This window comes from Mesorhizobium sp. LNHC221B00 (assembly GCF_000502935.1).
In the GTDB taxonomy this organism is placed as follows: domain Bacteria; phylum Pseudomonadota; class Alphaproteobacteria; order Rhizobiales; family Rhizobiaceae; genus Mesorhizobium; species Mesorhizobium opportunistum.
Genome location: NZ_AYWR01000001.1, coordinates 370945 through 390038, shown reverse-complemented (window position 1 = coordinate 390038; position 19094 = coordinate 370945). Strand labels below are relative to the sequence as shown.

Genomic DNA, 19094 nt, shown 5'->3' with positions numbered 1-19094 from the left:
CGTTTCCGTGAAACGGTGAAATGCTCTAGAGGCTTTCCGGCTAAGAAAAGGGGCCTCAGGCGCCATGGCTGAATTTTCGCTGTCCGACCTGGAAAAATTCCTCCACGAGCGCGCCCATTCCGGTGACCCCGACTCGTGGACGGCGAAACTGTTCGCCCGTGGCATCGACAAGGCGGCGCAGAAGCTCGGCGAAGAGGCGGTCGAGACGGTGATTGCCGCCGTCAAGGGCGACAAGCAGGGCCTCGTTTCCGAAAGTGCCGATCTTATATATCATTGGCTCGTCGTTCTCGGCCTCTCGGGTGTCCCGTTGAGCGACGTGCTCAAGGAGCTTGAAGACCGCACGGGGCGTTCGGGCATCGCCGAGAAGGCGTCACGGCCCAAGGGCTGACCGCGAGGAAGGGCAGGTATCTCGATGGATCAGCTCGCGCCGACCGAGAAATATTCCCCGTTTCGTTTCTTCTCCGCCGAGCAATGGTCGCGATTCCGCGCCGACACGCCGCTGACGCTGAGCGAGGACGAGTTCCGCCGCTTGCGTTCGCTGAACGACCCGGTCGACCTCGCGGAGGTCTCGCGCATCTATCTGTCGCTGTCGCGGCTGCTGTCCGCCCATGTCGAGGCGAGCCAGCTTCTGTTCCGGCAGCGCCAGGCCTTCTTCAACGCCGTCGATATCGTCAAGACGCCGTTCATCATCGGCATTGCCGGCTCCGTCGCGGTCGGCAAATCGACCACGGCGCGCGTGCTGAAGGAGCTTCTGGCGCGCTGGCCGTCGAGCCCCAAGGTCGATCTCATCACCACCGACGGTTTTCTGCTGCCCAACGAGGTGCTGCGCCGCGAAAACCTGATGGAACGCAAGGGCTTCCCTGACAGCTACGATGTCGGCGCGCTGCTGCGCTTCCTCTCCGGCATCAAGTCCGCGCTGCCCGATGTCCGCGCGCCTGTTTATTCGCACCTGACTTATGACGTCATTCCCGGCGAGTTCGTCACCATCGACCGGCCGGATATCCTGATCTTCGAAGGCATCAACGTGCTGCAGCCGGGCAAGCTGCCGCAGGACGGCAAGATCGTGCCTTTCCTGTCGGACTTCTTCGACTTCGCCATCTATATCGATGCCGACGAGAAGCTGATCCACGAGTGGTATATTTCCCGCTTCATGCGGCTGCGGGAGACCGCTTTCCGCAATCCGGACTCCTTCTTCCACCGCTATTCCCAGCTCTCGGAGGATTCGGCGCGGGCCATCGCCGAAGGCCTGTGGACCAACATCAACTTGAAGAATTTGCGCGAAAACATCCTGCCGACGCGTGCCCGCGCCGACCTCATCCTGCGCAAGGGCGCCGACCACCTGGTCGAGGAAGTGGCGCTGCGCAAACTGTAGTTGCGGTGCCCGCACGGCTGGCGGCTCGTCGTCGACAAGCCGCCACGCCGTTATTCAAGCCAGCGTCGCGTCTCAGCCATTGGCGAACGGCACGGCGACATAGATCTGGCTGCCGCCGCGTTCGACCAGCAACAGCACCGACTTGCGCCCTGATTTGCCTGCCTGGGCAACCGCCTGGGTCACCTGTTTGGCGCTCTTCACCGGAACCTGGTTGACGGCGACGATGATGTCGCCCGGCTGGATGCCGGCAGCGGCCGCTGCCTTGTCGGGATTGACGCGGGCAACAACCGCGCCACGCTCGTTATCGGCGAGGTTCATTTGCTGGCGAATGTCGGGCGTGATGTCCATCAGGCCGAGGCCGAGCGCTGGCGCACCGGAGCCCTGCTCGGCGCCAGGCGCGCCGGAGCCGCCGGTCGATGCCGTCTTCGCATCGTCGCTGTTGCGTCCGACATCGACGGAGATCTTCATGGCCTTGCCCTTGCGCCAGACATCGAGCGATTCCCTGGTGCCAGGGGCGACGTCGGCGACGGCCCGCGACAGATCCTTGGGATCCTTCACGTCCTGTCCGGCGAAGCCGGTGATGACGTCGCCGGTTTCGACGCCGGCAAGGGCCGCCGGGGAGCCGTCATTGACCTGGGAAACCAGCGCGCCGCCGGGATGATCGAGCCCCATGGCGCTGGCAACGTCCGGCGTCACCGGCTGGATATCGACGCCGAGATAGCCGTACTGGATGGAGCCGCCCTTCTCCAGCTTGGCGACCACCTTCTGGGCCTGGTCGGAGGGAATGGCGAAGCCGACGCCGACGCTGCCGCCATTGGGCGAATAGATCGCCGTGTTGATGCCGATGACATTGCCGCTCACATCCACCAGCGGACCGCCGGAATTGCCATGGTTGATCGGCGCGTCGATCTGGATGAAGTCGTCGAACGGCCCGCTGTGCAGATCGCGGCCGCGCGCCGAGACGATGCCCGCGCTAACCGTGGTGCCGATGCCGAACGGATTGCCGATCGCCAGCACCTGGTCGCCGGTCATCAATTTGTCCGAGTCACCCCATTTGACCGTCGGCAAGGGCTTGCTGGCCTTGATCTTGAGCACCGCGAGATCGTTCTTGGCGTCGCTGCCGACGACCTTGGCCGGCAGTTCCGTGCCGTCGTCGAGCGTCACCTTGATCGAGGAGGCGCCGTCGACGACATGGTTGTTGGTGACGATGGTGCCGTCGGCATCGACGATGAAGCCGGAGCCCAGGGCCTCGGTACGCGGCGCCTGCTGTTGTGGCGGCGTCCTGGGCATGGGCATGCCCTGGTCACCGAAGAACTGCCGGAAATAGTCGTCGAACGGGGAATTGTCCTGGAAGGGCGACGCTTCGTTCATGGCTTCCGGTTGTGCCTTCATGACGGTCGTTACCGTCACGACGGCCGGTTTGGTCGCGGCCACGACCGGCGCGAACGAACCGTTCGGCGCCGATATGCCGGGTAGCGGGGTCTGGGTGGTCGCGACGATCTTGGCAATGCCGTTCGTGTTCTGGGCGAATGAAACGACAACAGGGGAGATAATCAGCGCGGCGCCCAGCAGGGCGGCGACGCGATGTCTGCGAAGGATGCCTAGAGGTGACATGGTCGTTCTGTCCGGGCGAGAGTTGATCCGGCGCCGCGAGCGTGCCTGGGCAGCGCCCCTCGGCGCGTCGAGGACCGGGAGTGCCTGTCTCGCCGTACATGGCGGCCGGCCGGATCGACAACCAACTATCTAGGGCGCGGATCGGCCCGATTTAGGGTTTTTGACCGACCTTACGAAGATTTAATTCAGCGAGCGCTCACAGACCGGCATGCGAGCGCAGATAGGCCGTTGCAATCGCACGCATGCGCTCGCCGTCGAAGCTTGGGCCGTGGCCGCCGTGGCCGATGCGGATCGGCAGGTCGAGCAGGCGCCGCATGGTGCCGATATAGGCGGCGCGGTCGGAATCCGGCAGGCTGTCGATCAGCGTGTCGTCGTAGATGGCGTCGCCGCTGAAGAACAGGCCGTCGGCCTCGTCGAACAGCGCGATCGAATCCGGCGAATGCCCGGGCAGGTGCAACACGCGGAATTGCCGGCCGCCGAGATCGATCACGTCGCCTTCTTCGAGGGTCCGCGTCAGCGGCGCCGACGGGATCTTGTAGTCGGCGGCTTTCCAGCCGGGCTCAGGCAGTTTCGAAACGGCGCCTTCGAGATCATGGAACATGTAGGCGTAGGTCGCGGCCTCATCCATGCTTTCGAATTGCGCCGCACTCATCCTGGGTCCCGCCCGCCATGGAAATTCATGCAGCGAGCCGACATGGTCGAGATGGATATGGGTGGCGACGACCAGCAGCGGCTTTCCACAGCGCGTTTCGATCTCCGGCGCCAGCGGACGGATGCCCATGCCGGTGTCGACCAACAGGTCGGCGTCGCGCCCACGCAGATGCCAGATATTGGCGCGCAGATAATCATGCACGAACGGCTCGGTCAGCATCGTCGTCTCGTCGTCGACGATGTTCTTGCTGAACCATTCCATCAGACGAATGGCTTCCCGACCTTGTACTTTTCCGGCACCAGCCGCTTGAGATAGGCCTTACCGGCCTCGGACAACTGGTTGACGTCGGGCTTCATGAAATTGTCGGGCATGTGGCGGGTCTTGCCGGCGACGTTCTTCAGCGGCACCTTCTTCAGCACTGTTTTAGCGCCGTCATACTGCAGCGCCACCGAGCCGCCGCCTTGTTCGGCGACGGAGACGGCGAAGGCGCCGGCATCGAAGGCCTCTTGCGCGTCGACGGCGCTGATGGCGCCGACATAGCCGCGCGGCATGTAGCCGAGCGCGTCGACGCGGGCGCGCTTGCCCGGCAGGCCTTCGGCCAGAGCCCGCTCGAGCGCCGCCGGCAGGTCGCTGCCCGACAGCTTGACGTTGCCATGCGCGTCACGCTCGAGCTTGTCCGGCGGCACCAGGCTCTCGACCAGCGCCTTGCCGTCGGCGGTGCTGACACCTTCCGACACCGCGACGATGCAGCGCTTGTGGCGGTCTAGCGTGGCGCGCACGTCATCGATGAAGCCGGCGGCCGAGAATGGCCGTTCCGGCACGTAGACCAGATGCGGGCCGCTATCGGGATCGAGCTGCCAGGCGGCGGCGGCCGCGGTCAGGAAGCCTGCATGCCGGCCCATGACGATGCCGACATAGATGCCGGGCAGGGCGCGGAAATCGAGATCGACGGACAGGAAGGCGCCGGCGACGAACTCGGCGGCCGAGATGAATCCCGGCGTGTGGTCGTTTTCCTCGAGGTCATTGTCGATGGTTTTCGGCGCATGGACGAAAGCGATGCTGCCGCCGGCCGCATCGGTCAGGATTTGCTGTGTCCCCGACGTGTCGTTGCCGCCAATATAGATGAAGGCGTCGGCGCCGGCCTTTTTGAGGCCGTTGAGGATGACGTCGCAATAGGCGGCATCCGGCTTGTCGCGCGTCGAGCCCAGTGCAGCGCTTGGCGTTCCGGCGATCAGCCGCAGGCGGTCTTCGGGAATAGCCGAGAGGTCGACATAATTGCCGTCACGAATGCCGCGCACGCCGTGGATGGAGCCCAGCACCTTGGCGCCGGGATGCCGCTTGCGGATCTCCAGCGTCGCACCGACCACCGTCTGGTTGATGACGGCGGTCGGGCCGCCGCCCTGCGCGATGACAAAAGTTCCGGTCATTCCTGGCGTCTCCCGAAGCGATGATTTTCAAGGCACCTTGGCCTGTCTTTCCGCATCGCGCAACGGGAGAGTCCGGGGCAGGGCCCCGAACCGAAGGACTGCGTAAGGGGAAAGCGGACCGGTTTCGGAGAAGGTCCCGCTCAAAAATAGGACGGCCGCAAGCGGCGGCCACGATCACATGACGACCACCGGGTTTTTCTTCGAAACGCGGCTGTAGAGGTCGATGATGTCCTGGTTGATCAGGCGCACGCAGCCAGACGACATCGCCTGGCCGATGCTCCACCATTCGGGCGAGCCGTGAATGCGATAGCCGGTGTCCTTGCCGTCCTGATAGATGTAGAGCGCACGCGCCCCGAGCGGATTGGTCAGGCCGCCGGGCTGGCCGCCCTGCCATTTCACCAGTTCCGGCTTGCGCTGGATCATCTCGGGCGGCGGCGTCCAGGTCGGCCATTCCCTGCCATACTGGATGTTTGCGCGGCCGGACCAGCGGAAGCCGTCCTTGCCGATGCCGACGCCGTAGCGGATGGCATCGCCTCCCGGCTGGACGAGGTAGAGCATGCGCTCCTTGAGATGTACGACGATGGTGCCGGGCGCCTCGCCTGTGGTGTCGACGACGATCTGGCGGCGGAATTCCGGCTTGACCTTCAGGTACGGCACTTCAGGCACGTTGAAGCCGTTGTCGGTCAAGGCGGCGTACATGACATCGGCGCCGGTGATGTTCTTGTCGACGCTGATCGCAGGCCGCATCGGCGGCACCGAGCCGGTGACCGTATTGTCGAGTTGGAGCACCGGCATACCGCCGTCCCCGGAAGTCGAGCAGCCGGCGGCGCTGAGCAGCGCCAGCGCGCCTGCCCCGGTCAGGATGGCGCGGCGGGAAAGATGAAGATCGATATCGACTGCGCCGCCGTTTCGTGGCGGCGTCGGACCTTGCGGCAACTCACGCATGTACCCAAACCCTACGCTGTCGGCGGGAAGCACGGTCCGGCCGGATAGCGGGCATTTTCGTCATTCATGGTTGATAAAGCGTGAACGCCTTGTGTCGCCTGCGTTTGCGCGTTCCCCTGGCGCCGTTCGGCTGTCCGCAATGAACGCCAACCGGGAGGCTCCTCAACAAAATCACCTCGGCCGGGTGTCTCCTGGCCGATATCGTGAGCGCGCTGAGCGGCGCGAACCGACGACGAACTGCCGCCGGCGCACTGACAGCGTGGCAATTCCCAAGAGAGCGATTTGCGTAAAACAAAAATCAGGCCCCTTTACATTCTCCCAGGGCTCAGGATTTATCCTTCTCTTTAACCCTAGGGAGACAAGCATGTCGTTCGAAAACTGGGCCGCTTTCGCCGCCGCGTCGAGCATCCTCCTCATCATTCCGGGTCCGACGATCCTGCTGGTCGTGTCCTATGCGCTGGGCCAGGGCTGGCGCACCGCCTTGCCGATGGCGGTCGGCGTGGCGCTCGGCGATTTCACCGCCATGACACTGTCGATGCTGGGCATCGGCGCCCTGCTTGCGGCCTCGGCGACCATCTTCACCGTCCTGAAGCTGATCGGCGCCGGCTATCTGATCTATCTCGGCGTAAAGCTGTTTCGCGCCGGCGGCACGCTGAAGGCCGAGCCGCGCACCGATGCAGTGTCGGCGGCCAAGATGATGGCGCATGCCTGGCTGGTCACCGCTCTCAACCCGAAAAGCATCACCTTCTTCGTCGCCTTCCTGCCCCAGTTCCTCGACCGGCATGCCAATTTCTGGACGCAGATGCTGGTCTTCGAGACGACCTTCCTGGCGCTCGCCTTCGCCAATGCCTTCGGTTATGCGCTGGTCGCGGCGCGCGCCCGCAATGTCGTGCGCAATCCCAAGGCGATCCGCATCTTCAACCGCACCGGCGGCACGCTGCTGGTCGGCGCCGGCATCGCCACGGTGGCGATGCGCTCGGGCAATTGAGGCAAGGTAAGTTCAAGGAGTCGCGGCACCGCGAGCCCTGAAGGGACGCGCGGTGCTGCCGGGTCACAGGCGTTACCATTTGACGCTGAAGCCGAGATTGCCCTCGAGGATGCGGCGCTTGTCGCCGCCGAGATTGGTGGTGTAGTCGCCGGTGGCGAAGATGCTGACCTTGTCGTTCACCTTAGCCACAACGCCCCCGCCGAATTCGAACGAGGTCGATCGGCCCTCGGTCGTGATGTCGGTGGTGTCGAAGCTGACGGTGTCGGTGCCGCCGAAATCGTGCCAGAAATTGGCTTTGAGGTAGGGCTGCAAGGCCATGCCGTTGATCGTTGTCTCGCCTTGCAGCCTCGCGCCCAGCCGGCCGGTGGCGCTGCTGTCGGTGCCGAACGAAACCGACGAGAAGCGGTCCTCGGTATCGTCCAGCGACAAATGCTGCCAGACCAGTTGCGCTTGCGGCTCGAGCGTCCAGCCCTGTCCCAGCGCTATGGGATAGCCGCCTTCCAGCGATGCCGTGACACCGGTGCCGTCGACATCGATGCCGACGCCGCGCGACGATGTCGCGTCGCCACCGAAGAACGTGGCCATCAGGACGCCGTCCAGGTACCAGCCGCCTTGGCCGATGCGGGTCCAGTAACCACCGACACTGGTGCCGTTGACGTCGAGCTTGCCGACGGACAGATCGTTTTGTCCCAGCGCCTGGCCGCTCACGTCGCCGCGCATGCTGCCATAGGCGACGAAGAGGCCCGCGCGATCGATTCCACCTGAAGCGGTCTCGCGTCCGAACACGTCGAAGCCTGCCTGAAGCCCGAACAGCGTGCCGTCGAAGGAGGGCGACACCGTTCCCGACCAGCCCATCTTGGCGTCCTGGCCGAAAATGCGGCCCCATACCGGCGACATCTCGGTGTCCGACAGCAGACTCTGTTCGCCGCGCCGCTCGTGGAAGGTGCCGAGTGTCGTCATCGCCAGATGTTCGGCCACCGGCGGCAAGGCCGAATAGACCGGCACCTCGATGCGATAGAGCAGGATCTGCTCACCCGGTGCCGGGGTTGGCAGGTCAGGCACGACGGTAGGCACAACAGGTGGGGGTGGCGGTGGATCCGCAGGCGGTGCCGGTGGTGGTGGCGGAGGCGGCGCGGGTTCCGGGTCAGCGGCCTGCACCGGCGGCGTCGGGTCGACCGGCGGGTTGTTGATGTCGCCCTCGGTCGGCACAGGCACCGGTGGCAGATTCGACGGCGGTGGCGGTGGAGGCTCGGCCGCGGGCGGTTCGGGTTGGAGATTTGGCGCGGGTTCCAGCGCAGACGGCGCCGCCGCCGGCGATGTCGGCGTTATCAGCGTCGAGCGCAGATACCAGTTTTCCCCGCTACCGGCGCTGACGCCGCCCTTGAACAGATAATATTCGAAGGCGCCTGCCGCGACCGGCGCGTCGAGGGCAAAGGCACTGGCGCTGGATGTGGCACCGTTGATCGCCTGGACGACCATGATGCCGTCCGCGGTGGTCTCGGCGCCTGCGCCGCCGACATTGATCACTCCGATGCCGGTCGAGCCGGACGCCGTTCCTCCCGACAGGATCAGCCTGTCGGAAGCGGACGTGTCATCGCCAAGTTCGGTCTGGATGAGCAGCAGCCCGCCGAGTCCGGTATAGTTGCCTGATATCGTCAGCTGGTCGGTGGCGCCGGTTGTGCCGTTGGTCAGGTCGATACGGCCGGCATTGACGACATTGGCCAACTGGCCGGATGTGAAGGCTTGGATCGCCGAGTTGAAGCCACCGCCATAGAGCGTGCTTGCCTGATCGACATTGAGCGACCCGGTGCCCGTGCCGCTGTCGCCGAGCACGAGATTGCCGTCCAACATCAATTGGGTGTCGTTGGTGGCGTTGATCGTCTCCCAGTTCTGGACCCTGGCGATCCCCTCCAGCTTGACGTTGTCGAAGCTGAGCGTGTCGGCGCCTGCACCGCCCGTGATCGCCTTGGTGTCGCCGAGATTGCCATTGGTGAGGTTGCTGAGCTTGGCGGTGTCGTTGTCGCCGCCCAGATCGACGGAACCATAGATGATGCCGCCGCCGTTCCAGACGAAATTGTCGGAACCAACGCTCATCAGCACATCGCCGCCGACCGTGCCGCCGGTAACCGTCACGCTGTCGGCGCCGCCGCTGACACTGATGTTGCCGCCGATTATGCCGCCCGACAGGATGATGGTGTCCTTGTCGAAACCGGTGACGAGGTTGCGGTCGATGGTGCCGCCGGACATGTTGAAATAGTTCTGGTCGAGCTTCATGTTGACACGGCCGATGCGCCCGCCGGTCATCACGGCACGATCGCCGTCGTCGAAGAAATCCACGATGCGCCCACCGGTCATGGTGAACGTGTCCAGCCCGTCGCCCTGGTTGAGCGAGCCGATCAGGCCGTCGCTCATGTTGAAGTCGTCGATGCCGGCGCCCTGCTGCACATTGCCGGCGACAGTGCCGGCGCCAATGGTGAAGAAATCCGTGCCGCCACCCTGATCGACCGTGCCGGTGATGGTGCCGGACTGCATGTCGATCCGGTCCGTTCCGACGCCAAAGGTGACGTTCCCGCTGATCTGCCCGGTACCACCTGCGGGAAAGTTCAGCGTGTTGTCGCCGTCAGTATCGGTGAGGCTTCCGCCCGAATCGCCACTATCGCAGGTGTAAACGGTATTCCCCGCGGTTGGGCCCAGCACGCATGCCGCGAAGGCCGCGGAATTGGGCAGCAACGTCAGTGCTGTAGTTGCAAGAAAGCTAATAAGCCGTGGATTGATTCGTTGCTGCCCTTGCCACTGCAAAGCAACCGATTCGCTGGGGTACTCCGAACGACAGTTCGGAAGCTGTATTTCACTATGCCGCATCGCGTCCCCTCTCAGATCGCGATTTCAAGCCCGCCGCCGCGCCGCAATGAAGACACAATTCGTTCGCTTTTACAAAGCCTAATCTGCACCGCATGGTTGATGAACTGCAAAAACTACTGGAATGGACATGGGCAACATCCGGTTGGCGCGGCTGTGGCCCATGCGTTAAGATCGCTTTGGACCGAGGGGCAGCGTCCCCATGACGGTCCGATCGAGGGATTTCGCATGGCGATCAGGGATGGATTCGGCCTGGCATTTTCGGGCGCTACGGAAGCCGGGCTCACGCCTTACAGCCAGGCGGTGCGCGAATTGCAGTGCTTCATCGGCGATCCCGTAGCCTCGGTCGACCGCGCTATCGCGGAAAATCCCGGTTTCGTCATGGCCCATGTCTTCAAGGGCTATCTGTTTGGCCTTGCCACCGAGCAGGAGGCGACGGCCGTGGCCAGGGCCTGCCACGAGGCGGCCCTGCCGCTTGCCGCGACAACGCGCGAGCAGGCGCATGTCCTGGCCCTCGGTCACCTCGCCAACGGGCGCTGGCATGATGCAGCCGGCATTCTCGAGGACATCGCCATCGATTTCCCGCTCGACGCCGTGGCATTGCAGGTCGGTCACCAGGTCGACTTCTTCACCGGCAATGCCCGCATGCTGCGCGACCGCATCGCCCGCGCCTTGCCATCCTGGCAAAGCGGCATGCCCGGCTACCATGCCATCCTCGGCATGCAGGCGTTCGGGCTGGAGGAGATGGGCGACTATGGCAGGGCCGAGAGGCTTGGCCGCGCGGCGGTCGAGATCGAGCCGCGCGACGGCTGGGCGCAGCACGCGGTTGCCCATGTCATGGAAATGCAAAGCCGGCAAAGGGATGGCATTGCCTGGATGCGCGCCGATCCCGAGGCGTGGACGAAAGAAAGCTTCCTGCAGGTGCACAATTGGTGGCACCTGGCGCTGTTTCATTACGATCTCGGCGAGACCGACGAGGTGCTGGCGCTCTATGACGGGCCGATCTACGGCACGCCGTCGGCGATGGCGCTAAACATGGTCGATGCGTCGGCGATCCTGTGGCGGCTTTATCTCGGCGGCGTCGATGTCGGCGATCGCTGGGCTGCGCTCGCCGCCAACTGGCCCAAGGTCGGCGCCGGCAACTATGCCTTCAACGACGCGCACGCGATGATGGCCTTTGTCGGGGCGGGTCTCGACGCGGCAGCCCTTGGCTTGCTCGAGGCGCAGCGTGAGGCCATGCATGGCAGCGACGACAATGCGGCTTTCACCCGCGATGTCGGCCATCCGCTGACGCGGGCGATCAAGGCATTCGGCGAGGGCAACTACACCGAGGCCATACGTTTTATCAGGCCGATCCGGGCGATCGCCCATCGATTCGGCGGCAGCCACGCACAGCGCGACGTCATCGACCTGACGCTGATCGAAGCCGCCCTGCGAGCCGGTGACGGCGCGCTTGCCCGGGCGCTCACGGCCGAGCGTTCGGCGGCGCGGCCGGACAGTCCGCTGTCGGTGCTGTTTTCGCGACGCGCGGCCGATTTGTCGGAGAATTGACCCGAAGCGGATCTTGCCTTAAAAACTGGCTCGGCCAGATTTTTTCGAGATCCGAAAAAAATAATGGCATGGGAGGATAACATGTATCTCGGCCTCGACCTGGGCACGTCGGGCGTCAAGGCGCTGCTGATCGATGCCGGACAATCCGTCATCGGCTCCGGCCATGGTTCGCTTGACGTCTCGCGGCCGCATCCCGGCTGGTCCGAACAGGATCCTTCGCACTGGATACGCGCCTGCGAAGAGGCGATTGCCGAACTGAAAGCTTCCCATCCCCGGCAGTTCGCGGCGGTGAAAGGCATCGGCCTGTCGGGCCAGATGCATGGCGCGACCTTGCTCGATGCGGCCGATCATGTTCTGCGCCCCTGCATCTTGTGGAACGACACACGCAGCCATGTCGAGGCGGCAGCACTGGACGCCGATCCGCGTTTCCGCGCACTCACCGGCAACATCGTCTTTCCTGGCTTCACCGCGCCCAAGCTCGCCTGGGTGAAGAACAACGAGCCCGCGGTCTTCGCCAAAGTGGCCAAGGTGCTGCTGCCGAAGGATTTCCTGCGGCTTTGGCTGACCGGCGAACACATTTCGGAAATGTCCGACGCAGCCGGCACGGCCTGGCTCGATGTCGGCAAGCGCCGCTGGTCAGCGGACCTGCTCGCCGCCACCTCGCTCGGCGAGACACAGATGCCGTCCCTTGTCGAGGGCACCGCGAAGGCCGGCGGATTGCGCGCCGAATTAGCGTCGAAATGGGGCGTCGAGGCCGGCATCCCGATTGCCGGCGGCGCCGGCGACAATGCGGCTTCGGCCTGCGGCATGGGCACGGTCGGTGCCGGCCATGCCTTTGTTTCGCTGGGCACGTCGGGTGTGCTGTTTGCCGCCAACGCGTCCTATCTGCCCAACCCGGCAAGCGCGGTCCACACCTTCTGCCATGCGCTGCCCAACACCTGGCACCAGATGGGCGTCATCCTGTCGGCGACCGATTCGCTCAACTGGCTGTCGGAGATCACGGGCAAGGGCGCGGGCGAGCTGACAACGGAACTCGGCGATGCGTTGAAGGCACCGAGCGGCGTGTCGTTCCTACCCTACCTTTCTGGCGAGCGCACGCCGCACAATGATTCCGCCATTCGCGGCTCCTTCACCGGGCTGGCGCATGAATCGAGCCGCGCGGTGCTGACCCAGGCTGTGCTCGAAGGCGTCGCCTTTGCCTTCCGCGACAGCCTGGAAGCGTTGAAGACCGCCGGCACCACATTGACGCGCGTGACCGCGATCGGCGGCGGCTCGCGCTCGCGCTACTGGATGAAGGCGATTGCCACGGCGCTGCAGGTGCCGGTGGATATTCCAGCCGATGGCGATTTCGGGGCCGCCTTCGGCGCCGCCAGGCTCGGCCTGATCGCGGCGACCGGCGCGGATCCGCTGGCGGTGTGCACGGCGCCTAAGACGGACGCCACGATCGAACCGGATGCAGCACTTGGCGGCGCGTATGCGGATGGTTACCAGCGCTACCGGGCGCTCTACCCGGCGATCAGGGCTGTGACCGCGTGAGTGAGCGCGAGGCGCCCCTCTCTGCCCTGCCGGGCATCTCCCCCTCTAGGGGGGAGATCGGCAGCGTTGACGGCTTTGCTCGTCTTGCAAGGTTGATAATTAGCGAAGGCGGGAAAGACAACCAATCTCCCCCCTTGAGGGGGAGATGCCCGGCAGGGCAGAGGGGGGTGCCTCGCACCTGCCTTACCCGGAAACCCTCACTGCGCCGGCACCTTGTCGAGAAAACCGGTGACGCTCTTCAGGCGTCCGTTCTCGATAATGCCGATATCCGTGCCTTCGATGACGGAGGGCGTGCCCTCCGGGCCGAGGTTCCAGGAGAAGCGGATCTTGTCGGCAAACCCGTCCGGCGTGCCCTTCAGCGAGAAACGGAAGCCGGCAAAGCGCTGCTGCACGCCGTCGATCAGGGCCGCGACGCCTTCGTGTCCGTCGCCCTGCATGATCGGATCGCGATAGCTGACGTCTTCGGTGAAGGTGGCCTTCAGCAATTCGGCGCGGCGGCTGGCATCGCTTTCGTTCCAGGCGGTGATGTAGCCCTCGGCGATTGTGTTGAGGTCGGTCATGGTCAGTCTCCTTTGCTTGACGGCTTTGACATGAGCCTTTTCGACCACGGCGGACCCGAAACCAATTACGCCTGAGGTAATCAAGGCGAATTACCCGAGCCCTATTCGAGAGAGGACAGAAATCATGAGCAGCGGATTTTTCGGCGACATCCAGAAGATCAAATACGAGGGACCGGATTCGACCAATCCGCTGGCCTACCGGTTCTACAACCCCGATGAGGTGGTGGCGGGCAAGCGGCTGGAAGACCATCTGCGCTTCGCCGTCGCTTACTGGCATTCCTTCGCCTGGCCGGGCGGCGATCCGTTCGGCGGCCAGACTTTCGACCGCCCGTGGTTCCCCAAGGCCGGCGGCGTCGACACGATGGAACTGGCGAAACTGAAAGCCGACGTCGCCTTCGAGATGTTCTCGCTGCTCGGCGCACCTTATTTCTGCTTCCACGACGCCGACGTGCGGCCCGAGGGCAAGGATTTCTCCGAGAGCGCCGCGCGCCTGGATGAAATCGCCGATTATTTCGCCGGCAAGATGAAGCAGACCGGCGTCAAGCTCTTGTGGGGCACGGCGAACCTGTTCTCCAACCGCCGCTTCATGTCGGGCGCCGCCACCAATCCCGATCCGGATGTCTTTGCCTATGCGGCGGCGACGGTGAAAAGCTGCATCGACGTCACCAAGCGGCTGAAGGGTGAGAACTACGTGCTGTGGGGCGGCCGCGAAGGCTATGAGACGCTGCTCAACACCGATCTTGCCCGCGAGCAGGAACAGGCCGGCCGTTTCCTCAGCCTCGTCGTCGACTACAAGCACAAGATCGGCTTCAAGGGCACCATCCTGATCGAGCCGAAGCCGCAGGAGCCGACCAAGCACCAGTACGATTACGACGTCGCCACCGTTTACGGCTTCCTCAAGCGCTTCGGCCTGGAGAAGGAAGTAAAACTCAACATCGAGCAGGGCCATGCGATCCTGGCCGGCCATTCCTTCGAGCACGAGTTGGCGCTGGCCAACGCGCTCGGCGTCTTCGGCTCGATCGACATGAACCGCAACGACTACCAGTCGGGCTGGGACACTGACCAGTTCCCCAACAACGTGCCGGAAATGGCGCTGGCTTATTATCAGGTCCTGCAGGCCGGCGGCTTCAAGACCGGCGGCACCAACTTCGACGCCAAGCTGCGCCGCCAGTCGCTCGATCCGCAGGATCTGCTGATCGGCCATATCGGCGGCATGGATGCCTGCGCACGCGGCCTGAAGGCCGCCGCCCGCATGGTCGAGGATAAGGCACTGTCCGCGCCCCTTGCCGAGCGCTATGCCGGCTGGAACAGCGCCGAGGCCAAGGCAATGCTGTCGGGCAAACGCACGCTGGAGGAGATCGCCGAGCGCGTGGTGAAGAAGAAGATCGAGCCGCAGCCGCGCTCCGGCCGCCAGGAACTGCTGGAAAATATCGTCAACCGTTACGTCTGAGACGGAAGGCCGATTCGTATTGCTCGAGGGCGGCTGGGTAACACTCCCGCCGCCCTGGAACAGCCTGCGCCAAAGCGCCCGTCCGGCGACAAGCTTTTGCCCCCAGACGCCCCTCAATGGCCTCGCTCTTGCCTTCAAACAGCCGTCACGTATCTCGTATAAGAGGGACCTGTGGCGGGTGAAAAGGAAGGAGGCGAACCGATATGCAGCACGAACGCGAAATCGACGCCCTACTGGCATCCGGCGAGACCGGATCGATCATCGACCGGCTGATGGCGCTGCCGAGGCCGACCGACGACGTGAAAAACCAATGGGATCGCGCCGTCAGCAACCGTTTTGAAGTCCGGCTGGCGAGACAGATGCGCTCGCAGATCGACGCTGGCGGCGATCGTCAGAACGCCGCATAATCTCCCCGAACTAAAACTATCCTCGGCGCAGCCTGACCGGTGCTTCGCCGAAAGCTCTTGAAAACGCTCTGGAAAATGCCGCGGCGGACGAGAACCCTGTGCGCCCGGCAATATCCGCCATGGCCACCCGCGTGTCGACCACCAGCCGGCGCGCCGCGCCCAGCCGCAGCCTGAGATAGTAGGCGCCCGGGGTCTCCCCGATCGATCTCCGAAAAATGCTTTCCAAGGTGCGCGCCGTCACCCCGGCACGCTTGGCTATGGCCTCTATGGTCAGCGGCTGGTCGACATGCGATTCCATCAGCCGGATGGCCTGCGCCAGGCGCGGATCGTAGCCGTCGAGCCGGCCGAGCGAGACCAATGGCTGTGCGTCGGTCGCGGCACGGGCCTGGTCGTAGATGAAGACGCTGGCGACATCGAGCGCCACGGCCATGCCGAGCCGCGTGCGAATCAAATGCAACATCAGGTCGAAGGTCGGCGAGGCGCCGCCTGAGGTGAACACCGGCCCGTCGATGACATAGCGATCCGGGCGGACATCGACGCCGGGAAAGGCCGACGAGAAATCCTCCATGTCTTCCCAGTGAGTGGTGGCGCTGCGCCCCTCCAGCAGGCCGGCGCGGGCGACCAGCCAGGTGCCGGCCTCGACGCCGCCGCATGCGCGGGCCGCGCGAGCCGCTCGCCGCAGCCCTGACAGCAGCGCTGTCGTGGCATAATTCTGGGTGCCGAAACCGGCGACGACGACGAGAACGTCGGTTGGCTCGGCCGCGTCGAAGCGCCCGCTGACCGCCACCGGCAGCCCGCATGTGGTGACCGGAGCCTCGCCGGTCACCGAGACCAGCTTGAAACCGAACAAGGTCTCGCCGGAGATGCGATTGGCGGCGCGCAGCGGATCGACGGCCGAGGCCACGCACATGATCGACGAGCCGGAAAACACCAGCAGCGTCACCTTGAGCGGCGAGCGCTCGGCGCGAAAGATAGTCGGTTTTTCGCTTTTGATCATGGAAGCTTCGTAAAACGCAAAACAGTTTCCGGCAAGTCAGTCATTGTTGAAATCTGTTTCTATGGGAGGAGAGTTCCATGCCGCTCGCGATGAACCGTGAGGTCTTCATTACCTGTGCCGTGACCGGATCCGGCGGGTCGCAGGATCGCAGCCCGCATGTGCCGCGCTCGCCCAAGCAGATCGCCGATTCGGCCATCGACGCGGCCAAGGCCGGTGCCGCGATCGTCCACTGCCATGTCCGCGACCCCGAAACCGGCAAGCCCAGGCGCGACGTGCATCTCTACCGCGAAGTCACCGAGCGCATCCGCGAAGCCAATGTCGATGTCGTGCTCAATCTCACAGCCGGCATGGGTGGCGACATGGTCTTCGGCTCGCCCGAAGCCCCGCTGCCGCTCAACGAAAAGGGCACCGACATGGGCGGCGCCACCAACCGCATGGAGCATGTGCGCCAGTGCCTGCCGGAAATCTGCACGCTGGATTGCGGCACCATGAACTTCGCCGAGGCAGACTACGTCATGACCAACACGCCCGGCATGCTGCGCGCCATGGGCGGCATGATGACGGCGCTCGGCGTCAAGCCGGAGATCGAGGCCTTCGACACCGGCCATCTCTGGTTCGCCAAGCAGCTGGTCGAGGAGAAGGTGCTCAATCCCGATGCGCTGGTGCAGCTCTGCATGGGCGTGCCGTGGGGCGCGCCTGACGACCTCAACACCTTCATGGCCATGGTCAACAACGTGCCCTCGACCTGGAACTGGTCGGCCTTCGCCATCGGCCGCAACCAGATGGCCTATGCCGCCGCGGCGGTGCTGGCCGGCGGCAATGTCCGCGTCGGGCTGGAAGACAATCTCTGGCTCGACAAGGGCGTGCTGGCCACCAACGCGCAACTGGTCGAGCGCGCTGCCAGCATCGTCACCAATCTCGGCGCCAGGATCATCGGACCGGAAGAAGTGCGCAAGAAGCTGAACCTGACCAAGCGGGCGCCGATCGCCGCGTGATTTGAGGGAGTCGACGATGACAACCGTCAAATTCACCGCGATGAAGGATGGCGACAGGGACGACTACGAGTTCCTGACCGCGCATGAAGTCGACTACGCCGCCAAGACCGGCGAGCGTTTGCTCGACGCGCTGGTGCAGCTCGACGAGGGCCTCTCCGGCTACAAGATCACGCGGCTCGGCCATTCGCTGCAGGCGGCGACGCGCGCCTGGCGTGACGGCGCCGACACCGACTGGATCGCCTGCGCGGTGCTGCACGACATCGGCGACATCTACGCGCCCTATAATCACGATGAGTATGCCGCTTCGATCCTGAAGCCCTTCGTGCGCGAGCAATGCACCTGGGTGGTGGAAAAGCACGGCGATTTCCAGCGCCTCTATTACGCCCATCATCTCGGCGGCAATCGCCATGCCCGCGACCGCTTCGCCGGCCACGCCTATTTCGACGATTGCGACCAGTTTTGCGAACGCTGGGACCAGTCGAGCTTCGACCCCGACTACGACACGCTGCCGATCGAGTTTTTCCGGCCCTTCGTGCTCGAGGTCTTTGCCCGCAAGGCCTACGACCCCTCGGTCATTCGCGCCGGCGAGCGCGTGCCCCTCGTCGATCCCACAACAGCCAAGACAAGAACCGGAGCATCCGCATGAGCATCGTCAACAAGGCAGCCGCCATCGGCGGCGGTGTCATCGGCGCCGGCTGGGTGGCGCGCCTGCTCTTGAACGGCATCGACGTGTCGATCTTCGATCCGGATCCCGAGGCCTCGCGCAAGGTTTCGGAAGTGATGAAAGGCGCGCGGCGCGCCTACAAGCAGATGGTTCCCGGCGGCCTGCCCAAGGAGGGCAAGCTGACTTTCGCCAAGACCATCGCCGAAGCCGTGGCCGATGCCGATTTCATCCAGGAAAGCGTGCCGGAACGGCTCGACCTCAAGCACCGTGTGCTGGCCGAGATCGACACCCATGCGCCGGCCAACGCCATCGTCGGCTCTTCCACCTCCGGCATCAAGCCGACCGACATGCAGGTGGCGATGAAGAAGCATCCGGAGCGGCTGGTCGTCGGCCATCCGTTCAACCCGGTCTATCTGCTGCCGCTGGTCGAGATCGTCGGCGGCGAGCAGACCTTTCCCGAGGCGATCGAGGTCGCCAGGGAGATCTATGCCTCGATCGGCATGAAGCCTGTCGTCATCCGCAAGGAGATAGAGGCCTTCGTCGGCGACCGCCTGCTCGAAGCGGCATGGCGCGAGGCGCTGTGGCTGATCAAGGACGGCATCTGCACCGTCGAGGAACTCGACGACATCATGCGCTATGGCTTCGGCCTGCGCTGGGCGCAGATGGGCATGTTCCAGGTCTATCGCGTCGCCGGCGGCGAGGCCGGCATGCGTCACTTCATGGCGCAGTTCGGGCCTTGCCTGAAATGGCCGTGGACCAAGCTGATGGACGTGCCGGAGTTCAACGACGAACTGGTCGACCTGATCGCCACCCAGTCGGACGACCAGGCTCACGGCCTGTCGATCCGCGAGTTGGAAAAGATCCGCGACGACAATCTGGTCGCGATCATGGATGCGCTGTCGAAGCAGAACAAGGGCAAGGGCTGGGGCGCCGGCGCCCTGCACAAGGACTATACCAGGCAGCTGGCCAAGCTGGCGGCGAAGAAGCCGGCGGCCTCCAAGGCAGCCGAGAAGGCCAAGGCCGGCAAGCCGGTGAAGAAAGCCGAAAAGCCGAAGAAAAAGAAGAAGGGCTAAGACC

At 64.3% G+C, this 19094-nt stretch carries 17 protein-coding genes; 10 read left to right on the top strand and 7 right to left on the bottom strand.

Annotated features, from left to right (window positions below; genetic code table 11):
• Positions 1 to 64 precede the first annotated feature (64 nt).
• Together X741_RS164410 and coaA are read left to right on the top strand one after the other, a co-directional pair.
• Positions 65 to 388, top strand: a complete 324-nt coding sequence (locus tag X741_RS164410) for a phosphoribosyl-ATP diphosphatase (protein ID WP_023776002.1) — start codon at positions 65 to 67, stop codon at positions 386 to 388.
• Between the two features lie 24 nt (positions 389 to 412).
• Positions 413 to 1372 (top strand): type I pantothenate kinase, encoded by a 960-nt coding sequence (gene coaA, locus X741_RS164415; protein ID WP_023765656.1) that lies wholly within the window; start codon positions 413 to 415, stop codon positions 1370 to 1372.
• A 72-nt stretch (positions 1373 to 1444) separates the two neighbouring features.
• Here coaA and X741_RS164420 read toward each other — a convergent pair whose 3' ends face one another.
• The 4 genes from X741_RS164420 to X741_RS164435 form a co-directional block, all read right to left on the bottom strand.
• Positions 1445 to 2986, bottom strand: coding sequence for a DegQ family serine endoprotease (locus X741_RS164420; RefSeq protein WP_023776001.1), 1542 nt, complete (start codon positions 2984 to 2986; stop codon positions 1445 to 1447).
• Positions 2987 to 3182: 196 nt separating this feature from the next.
• Entirely contained in the window at positions 3183 to 3899 is a 717-nt protein-coding gene (locus X741_RS164425; RefSeq protein ID WP_023776000.1) for an MBL fold metallo-hydrolase, read from the bottom strand.
• The gene (locus tag X741_RS164430; protein ID WP_023775999.1) at positions 3899 to 5065 is read right to left on the bottom strand and encodes a diphosphate--fructose-6-phosphate 1-phosphotransferase; all 1167 of its coding nucleotides are present in this window, start codon (positions 5063 to 5065) and stop codon (positions 3899 to 3901) included. Before X741_RS164430 ends, X741_RS164425 begins: the two co-directional genes overlap by 1 nt.
• Positions 5066 to 5239: 174 nt before the next feature.
• Positions 5240 to 6010 carry a L,D-transpeptidase gene (locus X741_RS164435; RefSeq protein WP_023775998.1) on the bottom strand — a complete coding sequence of 257 codons (771 nt, stop codon included), beginning with the start codon at positions 6008 to 6010 and terminating at the stop codon, positions 5240 to 5242.
• 364 nt (positions 6011 to 6374) lie between these two features.
• Between X741_RS164435 and X741_RS164440 the strand changes: the two genes are divergently transcribed.
• Complete coding sequence (locus X741_RS164440; RefSeq protein WP_023775997.1) at positions 6375 to 6998, top strand: LysE family translocator; 624 nt, start codon at positions 6375 to 6377, stop codon at positions 6996 to 6998.
• Positions 6999 to 7070: 72 nt separating this feature from the next.
• On the opposite strand, the gene X741_RS164445 is transcribed toward X741_RS164440, so the two are convergent.
• Entirely contained in the window at positions 7071 to 9860 is a 2790-nt protein-coding gene (locus tag X741_RS164445; RefSeq protein ID WP_023775996.1) for an autotransporter outer membrane beta-barrel domain-containing protein, read from the bottom strand.
• 225 nt (positions 9861 to 10085) lie between these two features.
• Between X741_RS164445 and X741_RS164450 the strand changes: the two genes are divergently transcribed.
• A complete protein-coding gene (locus X741_RS164450; RefSeq protein WP_023775995.1) occupies positions 10086 to 11408 on the top strand; it encodes a tetratricopeptide repeat protein in 1323 nt (440 codons plus the stop codon).
• Between the two features lie 81 nt (positions 11409 to 11489).
• Positions 11490 to 12944 carry a xylulokinase gene (gene xylB / locus X741_RS164455; protein ID WP_023775994.1) on the top strand — a complete coding sequence of 485 codons (1455 nt, stop codon included), beginning with the start codon at positions 11490 to 11492 and terminating at the stop codon, positions 12942 to 12944.
• Positions 12945 to 13141: 197 nt separating this feature from the next.
• Here the strand turns inward: xylB and X741_RS164460 are convergent, their stop codons facing one another.
• The gene (locus X741_RS164460; RefSeq protein ID WP_023775993.1) at positions 13142 to 13504 is read right to left on the bottom strand and encodes a nuclear transport factor 2 family protein; all 363 of its coding nucleotides are present in this window, start codon (positions 13502 to 13504) and stop codon (positions 13142 to 13144) included.
• 124 nt (positions 13505 to 13628) lie between these two features.
• Here X741_RS164460 and xylA point away from each other — a divergent pair, with 124 nt between their 5' ends.
• Positions 13629 to 14954 (top strand): xylose isomerase, encoded by a 1326-nt coding sequence (gene xylA, locus X741_RS164465; RefSeq protein ID WP_023775992.1) that lies wholly within the window; start codon positions 13629 to 13631, stop codon positions 14952 to 14954.
• A gap of 203 nt (positions 14955 to 15157) precedes the next feature.
• Complete coding sequence (locus X741_RS164470) at positions 15158 to 15361, top strand: hypothetical protein (protein ID WP_013891685.1); 204 nt, start codon at positions 15158 to 15160, stop codon at positions 15359 to 15361.
• A gap of 16 nt (positions 15362 to 15377) precedes the next feature.
• On the opposite strand, the gene X741_RS164475 is transcribed toward X741_RS164470, so the two are convergent.
• A complete protein-coding gene (locus X741_RS164475; RefSeq protein WP_023775991.1) occupies positions 15378 to 16358 on the bottom strand; it encodes a GlxA family transcriptional regulator in 981 nt (326 codons plus the stop codon).
• Positions 16359 to 16435: 77 nt separating this feature from the next.
• On the opposite strand from X741_RS164475, the gene X741_RS164480 reads away from it, so the two are divergent.
• From X741_RS164480 to X741_RS164490, 3 genes are read left to right on the top strand one after another with little or no spacing between them, the layout of a single operon-like run.
• Positions 16436 to 17353 carry a 3-keto-5-aminohexanoate cleavage protein gene (locus X741_RS164480; protein WP_023775990.1) on the top strand — a complete coding sequence of 306 codons (918 nt, stop codon included), beginning with the start codon at positions 16436 to 16438 and terminating at the stop codon, positions 17351 to 17353.
• Between the two features lie 16 nt (positions 17354 to 17369).
• Entirely contained in the window at positions 17370 to 17999 is a 630-nt protein-coding gene (locus X741_RS164485) for an HD domain-containing protein (RefSeq protein ID WP_023775989.1), read from the top strand.
• Positions 17996 to 19090 carry a carnitine 3-dehydrogenase gene (locus X741_RS164490; protein WP_023775988.1) on the top strand — a complete coding sequence of 365 codons (1095 nt, stop codon included), beginning with the start codon at positions 17996 to 17998 and terminating at the stop codon, positions 19088 to 19090. The genes X741_RS164485 and X741_RS164490 overlap by 4 nt, the downstream gene beginning before the upstream one ends.
• Positions 19091 to 19094: the final 4 nt, after the last annotated feature.